The 22,894-nt window shown below is 42.4% G+C and carries 21 protein-coding genes; 8 read left to right on the forward strand and 13 right to left on the reverse strand.

Going from position 1 to position 22,894, the window contains the following annotated elements; all coding sequences use genetic code 11:
- Positions 1-102: 102 nt before the first annotated feature.
- The 3 genes from J4N23_RS19540 to J4N23_RS19550 form a co-directional block, all read right to left on the reverse strand.
- Positions 103-1,182: a lipopolysaccharide assembly protein LapB gene (locus J4N23_RS19540; protein WP_207429532.1), complete on the reverse strand. Its 1,080-nt coding sequence runs from the start codon at positions 1,180-1,182 to the stop codon at positions 103-105.
- Between the two features lie 102 nt (positions 1,183-1,284).
- Positions 1,285-2,133: an isoaspartyl peptidase/L-asparaginase gene (locus J4N23_RS19545; protein ID WP_207429533.1), complete on the reverse strand. Its 849-nt coding sequence runs from the start codon at positions 2,131-2,133 to the stop codon at positions 1,285-1,287.
- Positions 2,133-3,041 carry a cyanophycinase gene (locus J4N23_RS19550; protein ID WP_207429534.1) on the reverse strand — a complete coding sequence of 303 codons (909 nt, stop codon included), beginning with the start codon at positions 3,039-3,041 and terminating at the stop codon, positions 2,133-2,135. The genes J4N23_RS19545 and J4N23_RS19550 overlap by 1 nt, the downstream gene beginning before the upstream one ends.
- A gap of 123 nt (positions 3,042-3,164) precedes the next feature.
- Here J4N23_RS19550 and cphA point away from each other — a divergent pair, with 123 nt between their 5' ends.
- On the forward strand, positions 3,165-5,792 hold the full coding sequence (cphA, locus tag J4N23_RS19555) for a cyanophycin synthetase (RefSeq protein WP_207429535.1): 2,628 nt from the start codon (positions 3,165-3,167) through the stop codon (positions 5,790-5,792).
- Positions 5,793-5,926: 134 nt separating this feature from the next.
- Here the strand turns inward: cphA and J4N23_RS19560 are convergent, their stop codons facing one another.
- From J4N23_RS19560 to J4N23_RS19600, 9 genes are all read right to left on the reverse strand, one after another.
- Positions 5,927-6,115: a hypothetical protein gene (locus tag J4N23_RS19560; protein WP_207429536.1), complete on the reverse strand. Its 189-nt coding sequence runs from the start codon at positions 6,113-6,115 to the stop codon at positions 5,927-5,929.
- Between the two features lie 298 nt (positions 6,116-6,413).
- Positions 6,414-6,998 carry a carboxymuconolactone decarboxylase family protein gene (locus J4N23_RS19565; RefSeq protein ID WP_207429537.1) on the reverse strand — a complete coding sequence of 195 codons (585 nt, stop codon included), beginning with the start codon at positions 6,996-6,998 and terminating at the stop codon, positions 6,414-6,416.
- A gap of 66 nt (positions 6,999-7,064) precedes the next feature.
- The gene (locus J4N23_RS19570; RefSeq protein WP_207429538.1) at positions 7,065-7,610 is read right to left on the reverse strand and encodes a peroxiredoxin; all 546 of its coding nucleotides are present in this window, start codon (positions 7,608-7,610) and stop codon (positions 7,065-7,067) included.
- 105 nt (positions 7,611-7,715) lie between these two features.
- Positions 7,716-9,044: a cell wall metabolism sensor histidine kinase WalK gene (locus tag J4N23_RS19575; RefSeq protein WP_207429539.1), complete on the reverse strand. Its 1,329-nt coding sequence runs from the start codon at positions 9,042-9,044 to the stop codon at positions 7,716-7,718.
- On the reverse strand, positions 9,041-9,721 hold the full coding sequence (locus J4N23_RS19580; protein WP_207429540.1) for a response regulator transcription factor: 681 nt from the start codon (positions 9,719-9,721) through the stop codon (positions 9,041-9,043). Before J4N23_RS19580 ends, J4N23_RS19575 begins: the two co-directional genes overlap by 4 nt.
- A gap of 7 nt (positions 9,722-9,728) precedes the next feature.
- The gene (locus tag J4N23_RS19585; protein WP_207429541.1) at positions 9,729-10,637 is read right to left on the reverse strand and encodes a hypothetical protein; all 909 of its coding nucleotides are present in this window, start codon (positions 10,635-10,637) and stop codon (positions 9,729-9,731) included.
- Positions 10,638-10,661: 24 nt separating this feature from the next.
- A complete protein-coding gene (locus J4N23_RS19590) occupies positions 10,662-11,027 on the reverse strand; it encodes a hypothetical protein (RefSeq protein WP_207429542.1) in 366 nt (121 codons plus the stop codon).
- Between the two features lie 73 nt (positions 11,028-11,100).
- Complete coding sequence (locus J4N23_RS19595) at positions 11,101-11,778, reverse strand: hypothetical protein (protein WP_207429543.1); 678 nt, start codon at positions 11,776-11,778, stop codon at positions 11,101-11,103.
- A 113-nt stretch (positions 11,779-11,891) separates the two neighbouring features.
- Positions 11,892-12,698, reverse strand: coding sequence for an N-acetylmuramoyl-L-alanine amidase (locus J4N23_RS19600; protein ID WP_207429544.1), 807 nt, complete (start codon positions 12,696-12,698; stop codon positions 11,892-11,894).
- Between the two features lie 84 nt (positions 12,699-12,782).
- On the opposite strand from J4N23_RS19600, the gene J4N23_RS19605 reads away from it, so the two are divergent.
- Entirely contained in the window at positions 12,783-13,646 is an 864-nt protein-coding gene (locus tag J4N23_RS19605) for an aldose 1-epimerase family protein (RefSeq protein WP_207429588.1), read from the forward strand.
- A 57-nt stretch (positions 13,647-13,703) separates the two neighbouring features.
- Here the strand turns inward: J4N23_RS19605 and gltX are convergent, their stop codons facing one another.
- On the reverse strand, positions 13,704-15,218 hold the full coding sequence (gene gltX / locus J4N23_RS19610; protein ID WP_207429545.1) for a glutamate--tRNA ligase: 1,515 nt from the start codon (positions 15,216-15,218) through the stop codon (positions 13,704-13,706).
- A gap of 190 nt (positions 15,219-15,408) precedes the next feature.
- Here gltX and J4N23_RS19615 point away from each other — a divergent pair, with 190 nt between their 5' ends.
- The 6 genes from J4N23_RS19615 to ybeY all read left to right on the forward strand — a co-directional run bounded on the left by J4N23_RS19615 (position 15,409) and on the right by ybeY (position 22,767).
- A complete protein-coding gene (locus J4N23_RS19615) occupies positions 15,409-16,128 on the forward strand; it encodes a phosphoadenylyl-sulfate reductase (RefSeq protein ID WP_207429546.1) in 720 nt (239 codons plus the stop codon).
- Positions 16,129-16,146: 18 nt separating this feature from the next.
- Entirely contained in the window at positions 16,147-17,052 is a 906-nt protein-coding gene (cysD, locus tag J4N23_RS19620; RefSeq protein WP_207429547.1) for a sulfate adenylyltransferase subunit CysD, read from the forward strand.
- A 73-nt stretch (positions 17,053-17,125) separates the two neighbouring features.
- Entirely contained in the window at positions 17,126-18,367 is a 1,242-nt protein-coding gene (locus J4N23_RS19625) for a sulfate adenylyltransferase subunit 1 (RefSeq protein WP_207429548.1), read from the forward strand.
- Positions 18,368-18,558: 191 nt separating this feature from the next.
- On the forward strand, positions 18,559-21,906 hold the full coding sequence (locus tag J4N23_RS19630) for a DUF4175 family protein (protein ID WP_207429549.1): 3,348 nt from the start codon (positions 18,559-18,561) through the stop codon (positions 21,904-21,906).
- Between the two features lie 4 nt (positions 21,907-21,910).
- On the forward strand, positions 21,911-22,342 hold the full coding sequence (locus tag J4N23_RS19635; protein WP_207429550.1) for an ATP-binding protein: 432 nt from the start codon (positions 21,911-21,913) through the stop codon (positions 22,340-22,342).
- Positions 22,342-22,767, forward strand: a complete 426-nt coding sequence (gene ybeY, locus J4N23_RS19640; protein WP_207429551.1) for an rRNA maturation RNase YbeY — start codon at positions 22,342-22,344, stop codon at positions 22,765-22,767. The genes J4N23_RS19635 and ybeY overlap by 1 nt, the downstream gene beginning before the upstream one ends.
- Positions 22,768-22,894 lie beyond the last annotated feature (127 nt).

Below are 22,894 nucleotides of genomic sequence, written 5' to 3' on the forward strand. Positions count from 1 at the left end.
AATAAAAAAGAGGCAGTTTTGTTACTGCCTCCTTAAACATCTTAGAGCCAAAAATAGTATTATTTGTGACGTCGCAAATAAAAATATTACAATGTGACCGCTTTACAAGTTGGCCATCTCCGGGATATTCTTCCTTAGATTACTGTACTCTTCGAAAGCGAGCCCTGCTGCCAGGTAGTTGCCCATCTCCCGGTAAACCTCCCCTAAACTGCCCTTTATCTGCACGAGTTTCACCAAACTCTTTTTGTTTATAGCAAGGATTTCCGCTTTTCGGTAATCGCCGAGCGCTAATTCGTTTTCTCCCAGCGCATACTTCACCTCTGCCAGGCCGATAAGATTGGAAATCTTACTTTCAGTATCTCCGATCTTATCCGCCATCATATTGGCTTGGATGTAAAACCACTTCGCTTCTGAGAATTTTCCATCCAAATAATATAAATGCCCGAGCGTCTCAAAGGATCGCATTCGTCCTACCTTATTTCCTACGCGCCGAAAAAGCGGTAGCGACTTTTGTAGGATGATCGATTCTGCCTCACGGTAGTGACCCTGTAAGATCTTATTTTGAGCGACCAGCAAATAACCACCAGCTGTTTCAGCTGACCGTTTTAAACTACTGTTCACCTTGATGTTGGTACGCGCCTGAAGGATAGAGGCATCAAATTTACCCAGAGCTTTATAAAGCAGCGCAAGATTTTCTGCGGTTCGGGCTATTCCCTGCTTATCTTGTAGAGACTCCTTTAATCTTAAAGCCTGAGAGAAATACCCAACTGCTTTATTCAGATCGCCGCTTTTCCCGTAATACAGCCCGTAGCTTATTAAAATATCTGCCTGACCCCTTGTATCATCTGCTTCAGCATAAATACGATTCAGGTCATCAAGCACGTGAAGAGTAGTAGCTGTTGCAGCTGTACCCGCCGGATCCGCCAATGCCAACCTTAAATATTGCTTATCCTGTAAATCCCGCAGCTTGCCGGCCTCCGCTATTTTCAGCCGGAAATATTGATCGACCTTTAGTTTCCTCAAAGTGGTAGAATCCATCAAATCTTCCGGAACTAAATTGCGGGGACCGATCCTAACCTCTTTACTTATGGTATTAGTCCCCAGAGAATCGATCGCCTGTGCCTGACTAAAGTTGGTAAGGAACAGCAGTGCTCCTACAAATAACGGTAAATTAACCCTCATAAATTTGCGACAAATATAGCATTAACTATCTGTGTGTGTGCTATATTCATTGTGACTGAGAAGGAAACGTTAGTCTGCTGCGAAAAGTATTGGCAGTTGCTGCTATTGAAACACTTCCAGAGTATCAGAGTAAGAGGCCCAAACCATAAACGGATGAGAATCTACCTTGAAAATTTCGCCTGTTGAAGAAATTCCTATTACACCTGCAAAGCCATCAAATTCTTTAAGCTCCTGCATCGACTTGTTACAGGCATCTTCGAGAGAAAGACCATCGGTAACCCGTGTTACTATTTTTGCTGCAAGGGCTGCCCGGACAATATCCTCTCCCACCCCAGTACAGGATATCGCTGCAAAATCGTTAGCGTAATTTCCGGCTACCGTTGCCGAATCACTCACTCTACCCGGAAGTTCAAATCCTTTACCACCGGTAGAAGTAGCAGCGGCCAGTTTACCGTTCCTATCCAAAGCCACACAACCAACTGTACCTACACCCGCCGACTCCGCCAGTTTTTTTACATAGGCCTGTTTCCTGCTGGATGTTTCGGGATTGAAATATGAAAAGCCGTGTTGTCTTGCAAAGGAAAGCGCCTCTGGCCCACTCAGTACAGAATCTTCAAAACTCATCAACTTCTCTGCTACGAACACTGGGTTTTTAACATCCTCGATATTAATAACCCCTGAAAATTTTTTCGATTCTCCGTCCATAATTGAAGCGCTCATGCGGATTTTCCCATCGCTCTGGATCTGGGAGCCGAGTCCCGCATTGAAAAGGTCACAGTCTTCCAACAAAGAAACAGCGTAGACAGCTGCGTCCATAGCCGAATGAGTTTTAAGGAATTCAAAAGCCTCCTTAACAATGTTTGCGAGAGCATTTTGCTTTGCTACTTTTACTTCTTCCGAATCAGATGATTCGCTAAAGAATCCTCCATGAATGATGATCTTTTCCTGCATTAGTCGTAGTCTTTTACTTTCAGATACACGTCTTCTTGTACCTTTATGGCGTTATTAATCCTAAGTTCATGCTTGTGTAAATCGTATTTATCAAAAATTGATAAAACATGCACTCGCAAATTATCTATAGATACCGGCGACCCCACATCTACATCATAAATATTCGTTTCGCTTATATATCGGCCATCAACTAAAATAGTAAGTCCCGACCCAATAGCTTCCAGGCAGAACCCTTCTGTGATTAGTAATCCCGCATCTTCGCCCAAACCCACGCCCAACATTCCCGGATTACTGGCAACGGCGTAGAAAAGCCGTCCAATTCGGCCTCGTTGGACAAAGTGCGTGTCAATGATTACGTCATCAATGAAACCGAGCCCCCCCGTAATTTGAACTTCACCCTTAATTAAAGCCTCGCTACTACTGCCCCGATAGATCATGTTCACCGAAGCCGCCGCTGCTCCTGCAGAAGTGCCGGCTACTATAAAGTTCTCCTCTTCGTATCGCTTTTTTAATATCCTTAGAAATTCAGTGCCTCCAAAAATTGAGCTAAGTCTTAGTTGATCGCCGCCGGAAAACATCACTACATCGGCCTTTCTTGCTCTTTCCAAAGCTTCTTCAGTGTTTGCCTCTTCCCTTGTCCGGATATCGAGCACATGTACATTGTTCACCTGGAGTTGGTTGAACGATTTAATATATTCCACCCCCACTATTTCCGGGATTTTAGAAGCAGTGGTGATCACTTCCACAACAGAATTCTCCTTCTTTGATGATTCCGTTATTATTCTGCGAAGTATTCCCCTCTCAAAAAATTTTATATAATGAGGATGACTAATATTTTCGTTATAGCTCAATGAACTTCCCAGATCAACTGCACCACCTATAATTACCAGCTTCCCTTTTGGAATCATATTATCGCGTATTACCTTTTTTATATATAATAATATATCAATTCTATGTCCAATAAGTTTTTCATCCCCGTCCAAAAAACTTTATAAAACCTGTCTGGTTATCTAATTCACTTAACGGATAGTATGAAAATTCTAAATATTCAAGTGCTTCGTGGACCCAACATTTGGTCTATAAAAAAAACGAAGCTAATCCAGATGCGCCTGGATCTGGAGGAGTTGGAACACAGACCAAGTAATGAAATCCCAGGATTTAAGGAGCGCCTGGAAAAGTTGATCCCAAGCTTATACACACACTACTGTTCCCCCGGATATGAAGGAGGCTTTTTCGAGCGGGTGGAAGAAGGCACCTGGATGGGCCATATTATAGAGCATATCGCCCTCGAAATCCAAACCCTTGCGGGGATGGATGTCGGGTTCGGAAGAACCAGGAGTACCAAGACAGAGGGTGTATACAACGTTGTCTTCTCTTATGTGGAAGAAAGTGTGGGAGAATTTGCGGCGCAGGCCGCTGTTAGGATTGCAGAAGCGCTGATAAACGGCCGAGAGTATAACCTGGAGGAAGATATCACGAAGATGCGTCAGATGCGCGATCAGGAACGCTTTGGGCCTACCACCGGGGCCATTGTTGATGAAGCTGTATCCAGAGATATTCCGTACATCCGCCTAAATAAGTCGTCGCTGGTACAGCTTGGCTTTGGGAAAAACCAGATCCGCTTCCAGGCCAGCCTAACCGATAAAACCAGCAGCATCGCGGTGGACATTGCTGGCGATAAAGAAGAAACTAAACGTATTCTGAAGGAGCAAGCAATTCCGGTTGCCGAGGGGACCACTGTATCGAGTGAGTCAGACTTGAAATCGGCAATTGCTGAAATCGGCTTTCCACTCGTTTTGAAGCCTTTGAACGGCAACCATGGTAAGGGTGCCTCTATAAATTTAAAAACGGAGGAGGAGGTGATTGCCGCCTTTGCACATGCGCAAAAATACTCAGAGGTAGTAATCGTCGAAAAATTCATCTCTGGCTACGACTTTAGGGTTTTAGTCATCGACAATAAGATGATCGCTGCAGCGCAGAGAGTACCTGCTCATGTGACAGGAGACGGTATACATAGTGTGCAACAGTTGATTGAGATCGAGAATGAAGATCCGCGAAGAGGCTATGGACATGAGAATGTGTTGACAGAAATAACGGTGGATAGAGATACGCTTGATATCCTCCAAAAGATGGGATATACCCTGGAGACCGTTCCTTCGAAAGATGAAGTGGTTTATTTGAAATCTACTGCGAATTTAAGCACAGGAGGAACATCAATAGACGTAACCGATATGGTTCACCCTCACAATGTTTTTGTGTGTGAGCGTATCGCTAAAGTAGTAGGTCTGGATATTTGCGGCATCGACATTATGGCCCAAAATCTGCATCAACCCCTCGAAGAAACCGGTGGAGTTGTGCTTGAAGTGAATGCGGCCCCCGGTCTTCGAATGCACCTTGCACCAAGTGAAGGAAAACCGAGGAATGTGGCAGCACCTATCATCGACATGCTGTTTCCTCCCGGAAAAAACGCCCGCATCCCAATTATCGCTATAACCGGCACTAATGGAAAAACCACTACTACCCGTCTCATATCTCACATCATTAAAAATAACGGCTACCGTGTAGGATATACCACATCCGACGGCATCTACATCCAGAACTCGATGATGCTGAAGGGAGATACTACCGGGCCTGCCAGCGCAGAGTTTGTGTTGAAAGATCCGACCGTAGAATTTGCAATTCTGGAGTGCGCAAGGGGAGGGATCTTAAGAGCCGGGCTAGGCTTTAATCGTTGCGACATTGCGGTTCTTACTAATATTCAGGAAGACCATTTAGGCATAGCGGACATTCACAACCTTGATGACTTAACCCGGGTTAAGCAAGTCGTTGTTGAGTCGGTAAAGCAGGATGGATGGGCAGTTTTAAATGCAGACAATGAATACTGTGTAAGGGTTGGCGAAGAAACCACGCATTGTAATGTGGCTTACTTCAGCATGAACGAAAATAATCCCGTGGTAGAAAAGCATTGCCGTGAAGGCGGGGTTGCTGCAATCTGCGAAAATGGATTCCTTACTATAAAAAAAGGTGAATGGAAGATACGGGTCGCTAAAATAACCCATATTCCCATTACCTTCAACGGTACCGTCACTTTCATGACTCAGAACGCTATGGCAGCGAGTCTGGCGACTTTCCTTTGGGGATTCAAGATTGAAGATATCCGCACAGCGCTTGAGACATTTGTACCCTCGGCAGCGCATACGCCAGGTAGGATGAACGTGTTTGACTTCCGGGAGTTTAAAATCTTGGTTGACTATGCTCATAATCCTGACGGCTTGCGTGGAATCCAGTCCTTTTTACAACATTCGGATGCTACCTACCATACCGGTGTCATATCCGGAACGGGCGATCGCCGGGATGACGACATCCGGGAAATTGGGCGACTGTCGGCTCAGATGTTTAACGATATTGTAATATGCCAGGAGAAATACTTCCGGGGACGCACCTATGAAGACATGATTCGTTTATTATCCGAGGGTGTTCGGGAGATAAAACCAGAGCTGGACATAAAAATAATTCCGAACAGTGAGGAGGCTTGGAAATATATTATTGGAAAAGTCCGCCCGGGAGAGCTTATCACCATCATTAGTGACTCGATTGCAGACGCGTACAACACTGTTAAACGCTACCAGGATAGTGAACTTATTGCAGATAAAGTTTAAGAAAATTTAATATTCACAAAACATTTGGCAAGTAGTGCCGTTTCTATTTATAACCAGCGAGAGTTGGTTTAATTGTGATAAGGTTTAGGTTGAAGCGTCCCGGCAATGTTCGGGACGCTTTATTTTTTATACATCTATAGATTCCTGTTTTTGCTGCCATTAACGACCACGTTAACATAGAATGCCGCTGTTAAAAGCCCAAATATAGATCCGGCAAAAGCCCATAGTATCGATTCAGTAACTACCCAGCCTGTTAATACTCCAAAGATTACTGCAAGGATATAGTAAAGCCCGTCCTGATTTTCTTTCTCTTGTAGTTTCATATCATTTTTTTTTCAAAAGTAATTATTCGTATAGTATTTAAGCTAAATTAATTAAAGCATAAAAAAACCGTTGTATGGTCTATTCATACAACGGTATCCCAAAATTAACAATTAAAAACCTTACCCTTAAAGCCTCCGCTCAATAACGAGCTAATCCTTGGGAGAAAATTTTTCGAGCTTCAAGGCGGTTAACCTTAAAGCTAAAATACGAAAGTTTGCTGGTTTAAAAAAAATGTTATAACGGCTTTTTTACCTTTTTCAATTTTAGCTTTAAATTCACTCAACCGCTGAAATTTTATTAAAAAATTAGTTTTCCTGTTGCCGTTATTAGGGATGCAATTCTCACCGCATCAAAGATCCTCTCTTCCGTAGTGCCAAGCTTAATCAGGGAATCCTCATGGGCATTCACACACATCTCGCAACCATTAACCGCAGATATAGCAAGGCTCATCAGTTCAAAAAATTCTTTACCGGTAACGGGCTTCATCATAATTTGCATGCGGATACGAGCAGGAATCTGGGTATACTTCTCCTTCTGTGTGAAGTGCCTAAAACGGTAAAAAATGTTGTTGGAAGCCAACAGAGATGCACAGGCAGCTGCTTCTGCTATTTCTTCTGCTGTAGCACCGTTACTTTCTGCAAAGTTTGTAAAAAACGATAGCAGAGGCTTATTATGATTATTAACAGCTATGCTCGCACCTATTAGACCGATCTCCTTTGCTGATAAATGATCGGAGGTAAGGGTACTGCTAAAATTCACTTTCAAATCCCGCACGTATCGCGACTCACCCTTTTCAAGTAGTTCCAAACTATTGGTCCGATACTCGGCTGGGAGGTTAATACTTTCTAATAATTCTTTGATTACTTCTGTAGTTTCGCTCATTATTTTAATAATTAGTCGACAAAAAAAATCCCCGATAAACGGGGACTAATAATCTGTTATTTTCAATTACGCGCTCAATGTCTCCTGACCTTTTTCCCAGTTACATGGGCAAAGCTCATCAGTTTGTAAACCATCAAGAACACGTAGAACTTCTTTCACGTTACGACCAACGCTCAAATCGTTCACACATACCCAACGAACGATTCCTTGAGGATCGATGATGAAAGTAGCGCGATAAGCGATCTTCTCGTTTGGTTCAAGAATACCTAAATCTTCTGCTAGTGATTTAGAAGTATCAGCCAACATAGGGAATTTAAGATCGCGTAAATCGTCATGATCTTTTCTCCAAGCAAGGTGAACAAACTCAGAATCAGTAGAAGCACCAATTAAACGTGCATCACGATCACGGAACTCACCGAAAGCTTTGTTGAACTCAGCAATTTCTGTCGGGCAAACGAAAGTGAAGTCTTTTGGCCACCAAAACATTACGGTCCAAACGTTATCCTCATTGGCCAAGTACTCAGAAGTCAGCGTTTCGAATTCTTTACCTTTTTCAAGACTTACTACTGCCTTTTTCTCAAACGATGGGAATTTTTGTCCTATAGTTATCATTATTTACTTCTTTAAAATTTTCTGCAAAGATACTAATGGGAGCGCTTGAAGCAAGACAATTGGCATTGCATTTTTCTATACGCTATAGATACAATCTATGAGGACTCAAAAAGATATAGCACTCTGAGGTATTGTTAATTTGAAGGCGGTGCCTTTACCTACGGCTGATTCTACGGAAATAGTATAACCATGGTATTGTACGATGCTTTGAACTATGGAAAGTCCCAATCCATAACCGCCGCCCTCAGATAGGTTTGACTTCTTGAAGCGATTGAAAATAGTGGGCAAATCATCTTGTGGGATGCCAATTCCAGTATCAGCGATCATTATCGTGTAGAACCTTGGATCAGTAATATTATCAGTGACCGATATACTTCCCTGCGGCTTGTTATATTTTATAGCATTATTGATAAGGTTGTAAACCAATTGGAAAAGCAGGTCCCGGTTACAGTTTTTCAGCAACACGTTGCTTAACTGCATTTGGAAGCGAATTTCATGCTCCTCCAGCCGATGCGAAATATCTTCCATTACATCTTCAAACAGTTCATTTACGACTACTTCATCGCCTCGAGTAAATTGTTCATTATCGATCCGGGATATCAGCAAGAGGGAGCTTACGATCTTTTTGAGCCTGTTTAAGGTCCGGTGCATTTCGACCAAACGTTGTTGTACCTGAGGAGTTACCTCTGCATCAGCCATTAAATTTTCGATCTTATTCTGAAGAATACTAATGGGTGTCATTAGTTCATGGGAAGCATTTGCAGTGAACTCCCTTTCCTTCTCAAACGCTTCGTGAATCTGATCCATCAGCAGAATCAGCGATTTGTCTAGATATTGGAAATCTGATGTGCTGGTTTGAATCGGCACCGGATCTTCGTTAAAGGGGAATTTACGATCCACCAGCTTACTTTTGATAACCAGTTCCAGCGGACGCAGAAGAAAGCGTGTGTAAAACAGGTCGATAATTGTTGTCAGTAGAATTAAGGCAACAAGGACATAGGAGGCAATTCGCTGAAGCGGTCGGTTATACTGATTGATTGTGGCCGTCGTTTTTCCAATCTCCAGCAAATAATTGCTGTTACCGGCGTTAAAAGTATGACTAAGCAATCGGTACTCTAACGTGTCTGTCCCTTCAAACACGCGTTGCGTAGTCTCTATGGTATCAAGGTTAAACCCGGCATTTACTTCTTCGAGAGAAATGTACTCTTCCTTCAGCATCGTATAACTACCGTAGCTGTCTTCACCCTGCAGGTAGTAATCAATGCCATCTTTGGCGATTACCTGCATTACCTTCTTCTTTTGCTCCTGCAAATAATTGTTTGTGTAGGTAAAAGCTATTTCCTCTACCAGGTACGGCAACATCAAAACAAACAGTAATACAACTGCCAATTTCGATAAAGTAATGAAGAGTGTAAGCTTGGTACGTAATCTCAATCCTGTTTTTTAATTTTATATCCAACCCCTCTCACTGTCTCCAACCAATCAACTGAAGCATGAGCGCTTAGCTTTTTCCGAATGTTCTTGATGTGAACGTCGATATAGTTCGAATCATAATCATCATCTACAAAACTTCCCCAAATGTGTTCGCTTAGCTGAATACGGGTAAGAACGCGATTCTTATGCAAAAGCATATAACTCAGCAAATCAAACTCCTTCCGGGTCAGTTCAACCTCAGTCGTATCGCGTAACACCACGCGCTTCTGCAAGTCGACAGAAAAATCTCCTAACTTAATTGCCTGATCTTTAATCCCAAATTTTCTGCGCGCTATCGCCTGCATCCTTGATTGAAGCTCAAGCAACGAAAAGGGTTTTGGGAGATAATCATCAGCACCTAAATCAAGTCCCTTAACCCGATCTTCAATATTCCCCCGCGCTGTAAGTATAATGAATGCAGCTTCTGAATTTTGCTTTTTAGCTTGTTCTAAGACGATCAACCCATCTTTATCAGGCAAGCCCAAATCGAGGAGGATAAAATCGTACTGATTCAGATCTATCATTTCTAACGCCTGGTGGGCATTATGGGCCAAATCACACACATAAAAGGCTTTCTTAAGAAATGCCTCTACTTCGTATGCAAGCGTTTTTTCGTCTTCTACAATTAGTACTTTCAACAGCGTATTAGTAAAAGGAATAGTAAAAACCTAAAGTAAAAAATGAGCGAACCTTTTGATCAATACCGTCAAAGTTCTTATTCGGCAGAGAAAGCTGGTAAGCTGCCTCTATCGAGTAGTTAGACCGATTATATGCTAAAGGAAGTCTGACATTCGTATTTAGTAGGCTTAATTGGTTGTAAGAGTTAACGGTTGTAACGTCGTCGCTGCCTAAAAGGCCGTTCTTCGGTCCCGGCAACTTCTTTTTATCTTTCAGAGGCTTTTTACCTCCAGTTAAATCATCCAAGATGCTCCCGCCACTTTCATTGTTGTCCGAGCCAGATTCAGTAGTTTCATATCCTACCACCTGTGTAGCTCCTGTCAAGCTGATAGAGGGTTCAATGGTGATATAATCTGATTTACTGAAAAGACTTCCAAGGTCAAACAGCTTTGAATTACTTAGGGTAAGATAATAATCACTCCCTTGGCTGCCAAATACGTAATCGCCATAGCCAGCAGTTTCAAGAAACCAGGAATACTTCAATCCTGCGCTAGCTGTATTTGGATTTATAGATTGTGGCAAGGGTGAATCTTTAGGAAAGAAGAACCTTGTATAGCTAAGTGACCCGGAAAGATTCCGTAAGATATCAAAATCATATCCTGCAGCTATATCTACTTCCGATATTCCATCGGCTGTGTTCTTAAACTTCAGCGTGGTACCCGAAAGCCATAAACCGGATTTATGACTGTAGGAAACATCGAAGGACCCGTAAGGCAGCTTAGCCGCAGTAGTTTGTCCGTAATAATTGGCGGTATTTCCGGCACTAGCTCCGACAGTAAAAATCGAGAACTTGCTCGAATCCGCGCTGTCCTGAGCTGAAGCAGCACCAGCCAACATGGTAAACATCATCGCTAAAAGAGAATAAGTATTTTTCATGTATACTGGATTAGTCGATTTCTATTAATGTCGCTTGATCAACTTAGGGCGTTGAACCTTCACAGGCGGTCGCTTTACTTTTACCCGGTCAGTGACAGCGGTTGGTTTAGGAAGCCGGCGCGACTTTGGAACTTCCTTAACTTCTGGCTTACGGCTATCCGGTTTCCGATCATCGGAGGGTGTACTTTCGCCCTTTTTAGGCTTCTTTTCCTGCTTAGGGTCCTCTTGCCTCGGTTCCTCCTGAAAACTTTGATCGCTTTGGAATTCCCGTAAAGCACCGGAATCTTCGATAAGCTCATTTTTAAAGCCCAGTTCTTTTGCCACTCCCCCGAAAGGCAGCGCCAGCATCATACTCCCTAAAATCAGTCTATATATCAATGGCGCCTTCATAAAAAATAAAATTAAAAAGTTTGCCTCAATTATGAGGCAAACAAAGTAAAGTGTGTGTTTATATTAGGAAGCCTTACAAGTGTAAGCGAGTTGCTGCACCAACCCTACCTGATACACCTGCTCGGCGAAGTTGCACTTTTGTTGCAGATTTAACGCCTGCATCAACTCTCGCGGCTTTCACCCGTTTTTTAGCACTATTTTTTACTTCAGCCCCCACAGTTGAAGTAGCGTCTACTGCTGCATTTGCACGAGCTTTTGCTTTAACTTCTGCACTTCGCTCTTCCAGGGCAGCCTTCTGTTCTGCTTTTGCTGCAGCAACTTCAGCTTTACCCGCTTCTAAGCCCTCTTTACGAGCTTCGAGCTCAGCTCTGAGTTCTGCTTTCGCAGTAGCATTTTTTTCTCTAGCCGACTCTTTTGCCTCGCTGGAACGATCAAATGCAAATTCTTTCCTCGCTTCAAGCTCTGATTCCAGGCTAGCTTTAGCCTCAGCCTTTTTAGAACGGGCTAACGCTTTGGTTTCTTCTTTTCTTTCTGCTTTATCTAAAGTGTGTGTGTTAGCGGCAGAAACTGATGCTTGTGATTTTGAAGATGCAATAGCACTAACGTTTTCCCCCTTGTTAGTACTTACTTCTGTGTGTGATTTAGCAGCCGAACTTACTTTTACCCCATGTTCATTTTTCGGTTCTGATGTTTGCGCCCCAGCTGCCCCAGCTATAAAAAGGGCGGTAGCAAATAATCCTATTCTTTTCATGTTGTTCGTTTTTAAGTGAATCTTTGTGTGATTTCTTATACAAAGCAACAATGGCAAGATGAAGGGAAAATGAATTTGAAAAATTTTTTGAAAAAAGTTTAAAGAACCGCCTTTCAGTACTTTCTAACGAGATTTTGAATAACCATCTTATTGCTATCCGTGAGTACAGGTGTTAAATCACTCTGGATAAAATGAAGTTTGAATGCTTTAATAGCAGCAACGCTATCCTTAGTATCATACCCAATCATCCGAAGACCATGTATGGAGTTGAAATTAGCAGGCACAGAGTCTAAAACTGCATCAGGCCAATAGCCAAAGCCTTGCTCTGATAACTTTTTCCAGGGGAAAAAAGCATTAGGGTCTACCTTACGGGATGGAGCTATATCAGAGTGACCGATAAAATTTGCTTGTGGTATATTATAATCCTTCTTCAGTTTTCCCAGCAATCGTACAAGACTTTGTATCTGGGATTCTGGAAAAACCTCCGAACCGTTATTATCCAACTCAATTCCAATAGATGCTGAGTTAACATCTGTCAGGTTACCCCATTTTCCCACTCCTGCATGCCAGGCTCTGAAATAGTCATTTAACATATGATGAATTGTGCCATCCTTACAAATTACATAATGCGCGCTCACTTGTGTTTTTGTAAGCATAAAAGTCTTTAGCGTTTGCTCACAGGCACTTTGGGCGGTATGATGGATAACAACGTAATTTGGTTTGCGAAGGTTGAAATTTACTGTCCCTGCAGGATGAGTGGCTGGCATACCCACTGTGCTAACCGGGGGAACTTCTCGCAAAGACTTGGTCAATTCTTTAGCTTGCCGCCTGTAAATCTTATTTGCGGGTGCGTAGGGATTAGATGAACAGGAATAAATAAAGGCAGAGATAAATATGATTTGAATGAGTGTTTTTTTCATAAAAATGAGAATACTAGCGCTGGCAAAAATATATCTTTAAACGGTTCAAACACTTTTACGTTTTATCTAAATACCTGAGTGAAAATGATCGTCCTGGAAAACGCCTTTATAAAAGCTCTGGTGAGCCCGCAAGGAGCAGAACTACAGAGCTTTTTTAACAAAGAGAACAACCTTGAGTATCTATGGAACGGAGACGAGCGCTATTGGCCGCGACATTCTCCCGTTTTATTTCCAATCGTTGGCGGATTGCTTAACGACACCTACCACTACAAAAATAAGGAATACAGGATGAGCAAGCATGGTTTTGCCCGCGACATGCAGTTCGAGGTGGAGGCATCGTTCGGTGACTCAGTATCATTCATCCTCAGAAGTTCTAATGAGACTCTGGATATTTACCCATTTGAATTTCTACTTAGAATTAAGTATCAATTGAATGGTAATAGCGTATCTATCCGCTACGAGGTAGAAAACCTGTCGAATGATATCATGCCTTTTTCAATTGGTGCTCACCCGGCCTTCAACATTCCTCTAGTTAAGGGAACGAGCTATGAGGACTACTATCTGGAGTTCAGTGAAGAGGAGAACTCAGACAGGTTAACACTGAAGGGCAATCTTCTGACTGGCTCTATTCCTTATTTACACTATCAAAGCCAATTGCAGTTGAAAGAAAGCCTTTTTTATGAAGACGCGCTCATCTTTAAAGATCTGAAATCTAAGCGCATCTCCATTTGCAGTGATAAAACTGCCCACGGACTGCATTACGACTTCAAGGGATTCCCATACTTGGGCATTTGGGCCGCCAGAAACGCCCCGTTTGTTTGTATTGAGCCCTGGTTTGGACTACCGGACAGGGAAAATCATAATCAAAATATTGAGGAGAAGGACGGGATCGTCAAGCTAAGCCAGTCACAAAAATGGACAGCAGTGTGGAGTCTTAGCTGCTTTTAGTTAGTAGAAATAGTTAAGTCATGCGCAGCTCTGCCCGCGCACGACTCATTTCAGAAATTACTTAAAGGCTTGAAGGGCCTTATTGATTCTGCTGATTGTTTCATCTTTACCAAGAAGAACAGCGATATCAAAAACGGTCGGTCCGAACTTTCCACCCACCAACATGATTCGGAAAGGTAACATTACGTCGCCTATTTTAAATCCTTTCTCCTGCGCCAATGTTTTAAATTCTGCTTCGAGATCCGCGGCAGCAAAATTCTGAGCACTACCTATACTGTCGGCAAAACTCTTAAAGAATTCCTCCTTCTGCTCATTCCATTTTGGAGTAACTGCTCCCAAATCGTACTCCTGAGGTGCGCGAAAGAAGTAAGATGCCTGGGCTACAAAGTCAGTTAACAGCGTACAACGGTCTTTTACCAAATCTATCACTTGCAACAGTCTATCCTCGTCTGAAACCTCGATCCCTTCTTTTTGCAGGATGGTTAAAATTTCGGGTTTCAGCCGCTCGGCAGGAAGCCTTTTAATCCATTCAGCGTTGAACCACTTCGCCTTTTCAAAGTCGAACTTCGCACCAGATTTGCTTACGCGTTCCAGAGAGAACTTCTCTATCAGCTCGTCAATGCCAAAAATCTCCTGATCTGTCCCATCATTCCAGCCAAGCATCGCCAGCAAATTGTTGAAGGCTTCGGGCAGAAATCCTATTTCACGGAAACCTGGAGTCACATCACCAGTAGCTGGGTCTGTCCAAGTCATAGCATAAACAGGAAATCCTAAACGAGCCCCGTCCCTCTTGCTTAATTTGCCGTTTCCATCGGGTTTCAGGATTAATGGCAAATGGGCCCACTGAGGCATTTGCTCTTCCCAGCCTAAATATCGCCAAAGCAACAGGTGAACTGGTGCCGAAGGCAGCCACTCTTCTCCCCTAAAAGCATGCGTTATCTTCATCAAATAATCGTCTACCACAACTGCCAGGTGATAGGTAGGCATTCCGTCGGCCTTTAGCAGAACTTTATCATCTACCAAAGTAGTATCAAAGCTAACTTCTCCGCGGATAAGATCATCAAATCGGATGGTTTCCTCGGAAGGCATGTTGATCCGGATAACGTATCTCTCGCCAGCATCAAGAAGTCGCTTTACCTCTTCTGCCGGAAGGGTGAGCGAGTTTTTCAACTGCATGCGATGGGTATGTCCGTACTGGAAATTGGGAATCTCAGCCCGCTTTTCCTCAAGCTCTTCCGGGGTATCAAAGGCGTAGTATGCTTTGCCATCTGCTACCAGTTGCTCGGCGTATTTTCTATAAATCTCTTTCCGCTCACTTTGCCTGTAGGGACCGTAGGCTCCTCCAGCCTCAGTTCCTTCGTCAGGGTTTAAGCCACACCATTTCAAACATTCGATGATGTATTCTTCTGCTCCGGGCACAAATCTCGTCTGGTCGGTATCTTCAATCCGGAGGATGAAATCTCCTCCATTTTGTTTAGCAAAAAGATAGTTGAACAACACTGTCCTTACCCCCCCAAGGTGCAATCCACCAGTGGGACTCGGGGCAAAACGAACGCGTACTTTCTCTGACATAAGGCAATTATTTTAGTGACGGGCCAAAGATAAGCTTCCTGTAAAAATATAGCTCTTCTGCTTTAAAGATTACCTCTTGATGATCCTAAATTAAAATTGATCCTTTGTAAGTCGCTAATTCTGTGTATTTTTGCCTACTTTTTCTATAGACTATACATTAGTTCCTAGAAAAGCAATTCAAATTATTACGATGACAGCAGACATCCTGAAACAAAAAATGGCAGATCTATCTGCTAAAGTAACGAGCATGCCTCCGCAAGAAGCGCTTGCCTTGCTCGCTCAGGAATTTGAAGGGAAAATAATCCTTTCAACCAGCTTTAGTTGGGAAGATCAGGTGATATCCCACATGGTTTTATCACAAAATTTGCCCATTAAGATTTTCACGTTAGATACCGGCCGTTTGTTTGGTGAAACATATTATGTATGGAGCCGCACGAACGAGATGTATAATACCCACATTGAGGCCTTCTATCCGAACGCAACCCTCCTGGAAGAGTTTGTAACCGAAAAAGGACCGAATGCCTTTTACGACTCAGTGGAGAACAGAAAAAGCTGCTGCTATATTCGAAAAGTAGAGCCATTGCAGCGGGCACTCTCTGGAAATGAGCTTTGGATTACCGGCCTTCGTGCCGAACACTCGCCGGAAAGAAGCGACCTTCCAATGATCGAATTCGACGAAACAAACAGTATCATCAAATTTCATCCACTTCTTCACTGGAGCACCGACGACCTGAGAGCATTTATTAACCAGAATGGTATTCCATATAATACCCTGCATGATAAAGGATTTGTAAGTATTGGTTGCGCCCCATGTACCAGGGCGATTATGCCTGGAGACGATTTCCGTGCCGGCCGGTGGTGGTGGGAAGATAAAACGAGTAAAGAGTGCGGACTGCACGCACATTCATAAATATTGGAAAAAATAGCTATGCCATCTAAATTAGATTACCTGGATCTGCTTGAAGCTGAATCGATACACATTATGCGTGAAGTAGCAGGTCAGTTTGAGCGTCCCGCCCTTTTGTTTTCGGGAGGTAAGGATTCCATTACACTTGTTCAATTAGCATTAAAAGCATTTAAACCGGGAAAAATTCCCTTTCCCCTGGTTCATATTGACACTGGACATAATTTTCCGGAAGCACTTGAATACCGGGATCGTCTGGCAGAAGAAACTGGCGCGAAGCTGATTGTTCGGAAAGTAGAAGACACGATCAAAGCTAAAGGGTTGAAAGAACCGGGAGGTAAGTTTGCTTCCAGAAATGCGCTGCAGTCTTACACGCTGTTAGATACTATCGAAGAGTTTGGATTTGATGCTTGTATTGGTGGCGCGCGCCGTGATGAAGAGAAAGCCAGAGCGAAAGAGCGGATATTTTCTGTAAGAGATGAGTTCGGTCAGTGGGACCCTAAAAAACAACGTCCTGAACTTTGGAACCTTTACAACGGTAAAATTGCTAAAGGGGAGAACGTGCGTGTGTTCCCTATTTCCAATTGGGTGGAGCTGGACGTATGGAACTATATCAAACGCGAAGGGGTTGAACTTCCGTCAATTTACTTCACTCATGAGCGGGAAGTGCTAGTACACGGAGAGTTCCTGGTGGCTAATTCGCCTTACATCCGGATCGATGAAGGAGATATCATTGAGAAGCGTAACGTTAGGTATCGTACCGTTGGAGATATGACCTGTACTGCGGCAGTTGAATCTACTGCATCTAACATCGACGATATTATAGCAGAAATCAACAGAACTAATATCAGCGAGCGTGGAGAAACCCGTATCGACGATCAGGTATCTGAAGCTGCAATGGAAGACAGAAAGAAAAACGGGTATTTTTAAAAAGGCATAACAAAACTAGTACTGGCAGGAAAAGTATTGACCTTCATACTTAAATCCTCATACTTATATAAACATGGATTTACTTCGATTTATAACTGCAGGTAGTGTTGATGATGGTAAAAGTACCTTAATCGGCCGCCTTTTATATGATACAGATTCTATTAAGGTTGACCAGCTGGCAACCATCCAAAAGCAAAGTAAGAATAAAGGAGAGGGTGAAATTGACCTTGCTTTATTTACGGATGGTCTTCGTGCTGAACGTGAACAGGGAATCACTATTGACGTAGCGTACAAGTACTTTAATACCGAAAAAAGAAAATTCATTATCGCTGACGCTCCTGGTCACATCCAGTATACCCGGAATATGGTTACCGGTGCTTCAAACTCTGACTTGATTATCATCCTGATCGATGCTCGTCTGGGTGTTATCGAGCAAACACGCCGTCATAGTATTATTGCTTCACTCCTGCAAATTCCGCATGTAGTTGTGACCATTAATAAGATGGACATGGTGGGATATTCTGAAGAAGTGTACAATAATATCGTCATTGAGTATTCAAAGATCGCACAGCAGCTAAACATAAAGGACGTTACTTTCATCCCTATTTCTGCCCTGCAGGGGGATAATATTGTGAATCCTTCTGAAAATACACCATGGTACAAGGGAGAAACCCTATTGCACTTGCTCGAAAACATAGACGTTGCCCATGATGTAAATTACACTGATCCCCGTTTCCCTGTGCAGTATGTAATTCGACCACAGGTAGACGAACTCCATGATTACCGGGGCTATGCAGGAAAGGTGATCAGTGGAACATACAAAAAGGGAGATGCTGTTACTGTTCTTCCTGACGGAATAGATTCAGTGATTGAGGCGGTAGAAGTTCACGGAGAAGAAGTTGAAGAAGCTTTTGCTCCCCAAAGTGCAGTAATACGCTTAAAGGACGATATCGATATCAACCGGGGCGATGTAATTGTAACTAAAAGCAGTTCGCCCAAAGTTTCGCAGGATATTGAAGCTACCCTATGCTGGATGGATACTCGTCCTTTGATTCCTGGCAACAAGTACCTTTTGCAGGTTCAGAGTAAAAGAGTTCGTTGCATCGTAAAGGAAATCAATTACAAGCTCGATGTTAACACACTTGAAAAGATTGAAAACATCGATCAGGCTGGCTTGAATGACGTAGTACATGTTACTATCAAGACCGCTGCTCCTGTAGTGTTCGATAGCTATAACAAACTAAGAGCGAACGGCGGAGCAATTTTGATTGACGAGACCGCTCACACTACTGTTGGTGCTTGCATGTTGATCTAACGGTTCGTATAAGACCAGTACTTCACGCTGGGAAGTGATATATAAAAAGTTCGGGCTGGCACCGAACTTTTTTATTTCTATACTGTTGGCTTTCGTATCTCACCTCCCACTCTAAGAGCGGACGTAATCTATTATTACAATACGATTTCCTGACAAAAAATCGTTAACTTCATAATTTGGACAGCACTGTTATGAGAACTTCTACCGATAATTACTCTTATCTCCTATCTAAAATAGATGAGTTTATCCGGAAGTACTACTTCAATATGGTAGTGCGGGGGTGCTTCTACCTTCTTGCTTCATTTTTTGCCAGCTACGTTCTGGTTGCTTTGGCAGAATATTTTGGAAATTTCTCTTCTTTGGTCCGTACACTACTCTTTTACGGGTTTCTTTTCCTTAACGGGATAATTTTATCGAAATGGATTATTATCCCTTTGCTCTCCTATTACAAACTCGGAAACACGATCTCCCATGAAAAGGCTTCAGCCATTATAGGGCAACACTTCGCCGACGTAAAAGACAAGTTATTAAACACTCTGCAGTTAAAAAAACTTGCGGAAGAGAATCCGGAGCAGAGAGAGTTGATTGAGGCGAGTATCGACCAAAAAATTATAGAGCTGAGACCGGTACCCTTTAGCTCAGCAATCAAAATTAAAGAGAACCGCAAATACCTAAGGTTCGTCCTCCCTCCCCTTGCCATCTTACTGTTTATTGGAGCCACTGCACCCTCTATTCTGAGCGAAAGCACCAGAAGGCTACTTAAACACGATCAAAAATTTGTCAAGAAGGCTCCCTTTCAATTCAATATTGTGAATAGAAACCTTTCGGCACTGCAGGGAGATGACTTTGTGTTGGAGGTAAAAATGACCGGGAACGAAATCCCCCAGGATATTTACCTGGAGGACGGAGTCAACAGTTTCAAGTTGGAAAAGGAGAACATAGTTAATTTTAATTATACATTTCGAAATATTCAGAACAGTAAGGAAATACGTCTAGTAGCCGGAGAGTTCTCCTCAGAACCCTGTCTTATTAAAGTAAAAAAGAAACCGTCTCTTCTGAACTTCGATATATTCCTCCAATATCCGGCATATACGGGTAAAAGAAACGAGACACTCAGTAATATTGGCGACTTAAAAGTTCCTGCTGGCACCAGAGTCAACTGGCGATTCAAAACGGGAAATACCAGCGCTATGGCAGTAACGATGGGCAACAGAAGCCATAACATCAAACCGAGCGAAGATAACACCTTCAATTTCTCCTATCGCGCCCTGCAAAGTACCGAAGTTGCGATTAAGCCATTGAATGAGGACGCTAGCTCAAATGAAGGTGTTTCTTATAAGCTGGAGGTAATTGCAGACTTATCGCCTACTATTCAAGTCAATGAGCGCGCTGACTCTCTAAACAGCAAAATGCTTTACTTTGTAGGTCAGGTGAACGATGATTACGGCTTTTCGGCCTTGCGCTTCAATTACAAAGTCTTGGACAAGGGCAAGGTCTTTAAAACTATCAGTAAACAACTTTCTGTCGGCAGGAATGCAGTACAAAGTAATTTTTTCCATGTATGGAACCTCAAGGACGCAGCCTTGAACCCTGGAGAACAGATTGAGTACTATTTCGAAATAGTCGACAACGATGCAGTTAATGGACCCAAGACTACCAGATCTGAAATTAAAACATACCGACTCCCCTCCGAAACGGAAACTGAAAAGAAAATAGAACAAACGAGCCGTGCAATTGAACACAAGATGGAGCAAGCCATCCGGCAGGCTTCGCATGTGGAGCGGGAAGCTAAAAAGCTCCACCAAGAACTTCTTAACAAGAAAAACCTTTCCTTCGACGAGAAAAAACAGGTAGAGCAACTACTACAAAAACAAAAAGACCTGGAGAGACTCGTGAATGAGGTAAAACAAGAGAACAAACAGAATCAGCTCGAGCGCCAGGACTTACGAGAACAAAACAAGGAAATCCTTGAGAAGCAGAAACAAATTGAAGACTTGCTCAACAATGTATTAGACGAGAAAACAAAAGAGCTACTGAAAAACATAGAAAAATTGTTAGAGCAAAATAACAAGACTCAAACGCAGCAGGAACTTTCTAAAATGCAGGCAGATAATAAGACGTTACAGAAGGAACTTGACCGCATTTTGGAGCTGTATAAGCAATTGGAGTTTGATCAGAAACTCGCCGAAACAGCCAATAAGTTGGAAGATCTGGCAAAGAAACAGGAAGTACTGAAAAATAAAACTGATAACGCTGCTGCCCAGAGCGGCATGCAGCAGCTAAAAAACGAGCAGCAAGAAATTAATGAGCAGTTCCAGGACGTGAAGGATGATCTAAAAGAGCTCGAAGAAAAAAATCAAGAGCTTGAAAAAAAGAACGATTTTGAAAATCCTAAAGAGGAACAGAATCAAATCGAAAACCAACTAGAACAAAGCGAGAAAAACCTCCAAAGCAAGAACTCTAAAAAAGCGGCTGATAATCAAAAAAATGCTGCTCAGCAGATGCGACAGCTTTCGAAAAAATTGGAGCAAATGCAGCAGGAGAATGAACAGGAGGAAAATCAGGTTAACATGCAAAACCTCCGGGAGATTCTGGATAATCTTCTAACCTCATCTTTTGATCAGGAGAAAGTTATGCAGGAATTAAGGGGTATTTCAGCTAACGACCCAAATTATGTTCGTCTTACTCAAAAACAAAAAGACATTAAAGATAATTTAAGAACAGTACAGGACAGCCTGTATGCGCTTAGTAAAAAAGCACCGCAGATTGAATCTGTAATAAATAAAGAGATTCAGGCAATCAACCAGAATATAGATGCGGCCCTTACACACTTGGGAGAAAGACGTACTTCGGAGGCGAACAGAAATCAGCAATATGCGATGACTTCTATTAATAATCTCGCGCTGATGCTAAGCGAGGTGCAGGAGCAACTGCAACGAATGATGCAAAATGCGCAACAGGGAGGAAAAGGCAAGCAAAAAAGTCTGTCGCAACTAAGCAAAATGCAGGAAGAACTGAACAAGAACATGCAGAGGGCAAGACAGCAAATGCAACAGCAGGGTCAGCAACAGGGTCAGCAATCTGCACAACGGGCACAAGGCAAAGGTCCTATGAGTGAACAACTTGCGAAAATGGCAAGAGAACAGCAAATGATCAGGCAGGCGCTGCAGGAAATTAACAGAGATCTAAACAAAGATGGCAAAGCAGGGTTAGGTAATTTAGATAAGCTGGCTAAAGAAATGGAACAAAGTGAGGCTGATCTCGTACACAAGAAAATTCAGCAGGAAACGTTAATAAGGCAGCAAGAAATTTTAACAAAATTACTTGAAGCTGAAAAAGCTGATCGGGAACGCGAGCTAGATACGCAGCGGGAGAGCAATCAGGGCCGAGATCAAGCCCCAAATTATAAAATAGTTCTTGAAGAGTTTAAAAAACTCAAGCAAGGTGAGGTGGAATTGTTAAAAACTGTACCCCCTTCGTTAAATTCATTTTATAAATTGAAAGTAGGCGATTATTTTAGACTTTTAAATACTAAATAATATTATGACAACTAACCGGGTAGACACAGAAGACACTGTATTATACACGTTGCAATTGCCGTCAAAAATTGAAAGCATTACCACGGTTGAGAACTTTATAGACAACTTAAAAGAGGAATACAGGCTGGAGGATGATACCTACGCCAATATGCTTACTTGCTTAAGTGAAGCAACTATCAATGCTATCATTCACGGAAATAAACAAGACGAGAACAAAAAGGTCTATATCAATCTTGAAGTTCATCACGGAAAAAGAATGCAGTTTACTGTAGCTGACGAGGGAGATGGATTTGATTACAACCGACTACCAGACCCTACTGCACCGGAGAACTTAGAGAATCTTACAGGAAGAGGTGTCTTTATAATCAAGCACTTGGCGGATCAATGTATATTTAACCTTAAAGGAAATGAGGTAGAACTACATTTCAAGGTTTAATGGGCAAGATTAACTTTTTCACAGAAGACCTAACCTTAAGAATCAAAGATAAAATTAAGCTAAAATCCTGGATCAGGGACACCATCAACAGAGAAGGTAAATCTCTTGGCGAGCTTAATTTTATTTTCTGCAGCGACGAGTATTTGCTACGCATCAATCAGGAATACTTAAATCACGATACCCTTACTGACATCATCACTTTTGACAATTCCGACGCAGTAAATTTGATAGTAGGCGATGTGTTTATAAGCTATGAACGAGTTCATGAGAATGCTGATCGGTTTGAAGTGAATATTGTAGACGAACTTCATAGGGTAATTATTCATGGAACTCTGCACCTTTTGGGATATAAAGACAAGTCAAAGGATCAAAAAGCTCTTATGACTCAGAAAGAAGATCAATACCTAGCTCTTCGGGAGTTCTAAGACAATCACATTATCTAAATTCTTTTATTATCTACACTGAATCTTTCGAATTATCTTACAGATAGATGTTTAAACATCAAAATATAATAGCCTTATTTTATTGTATTTTTGTGTCCCTAATAATTTG

The organism is Pedobacter sp. SYSU D00535 (genome assembly GCF_017355855.1).
Classification (GTDB): domain Bacteria; phylum Bacteroidota; class Bacteroidia; order Sphingobacteriales; family Sphingobacteriaceae; genus Desertivirga.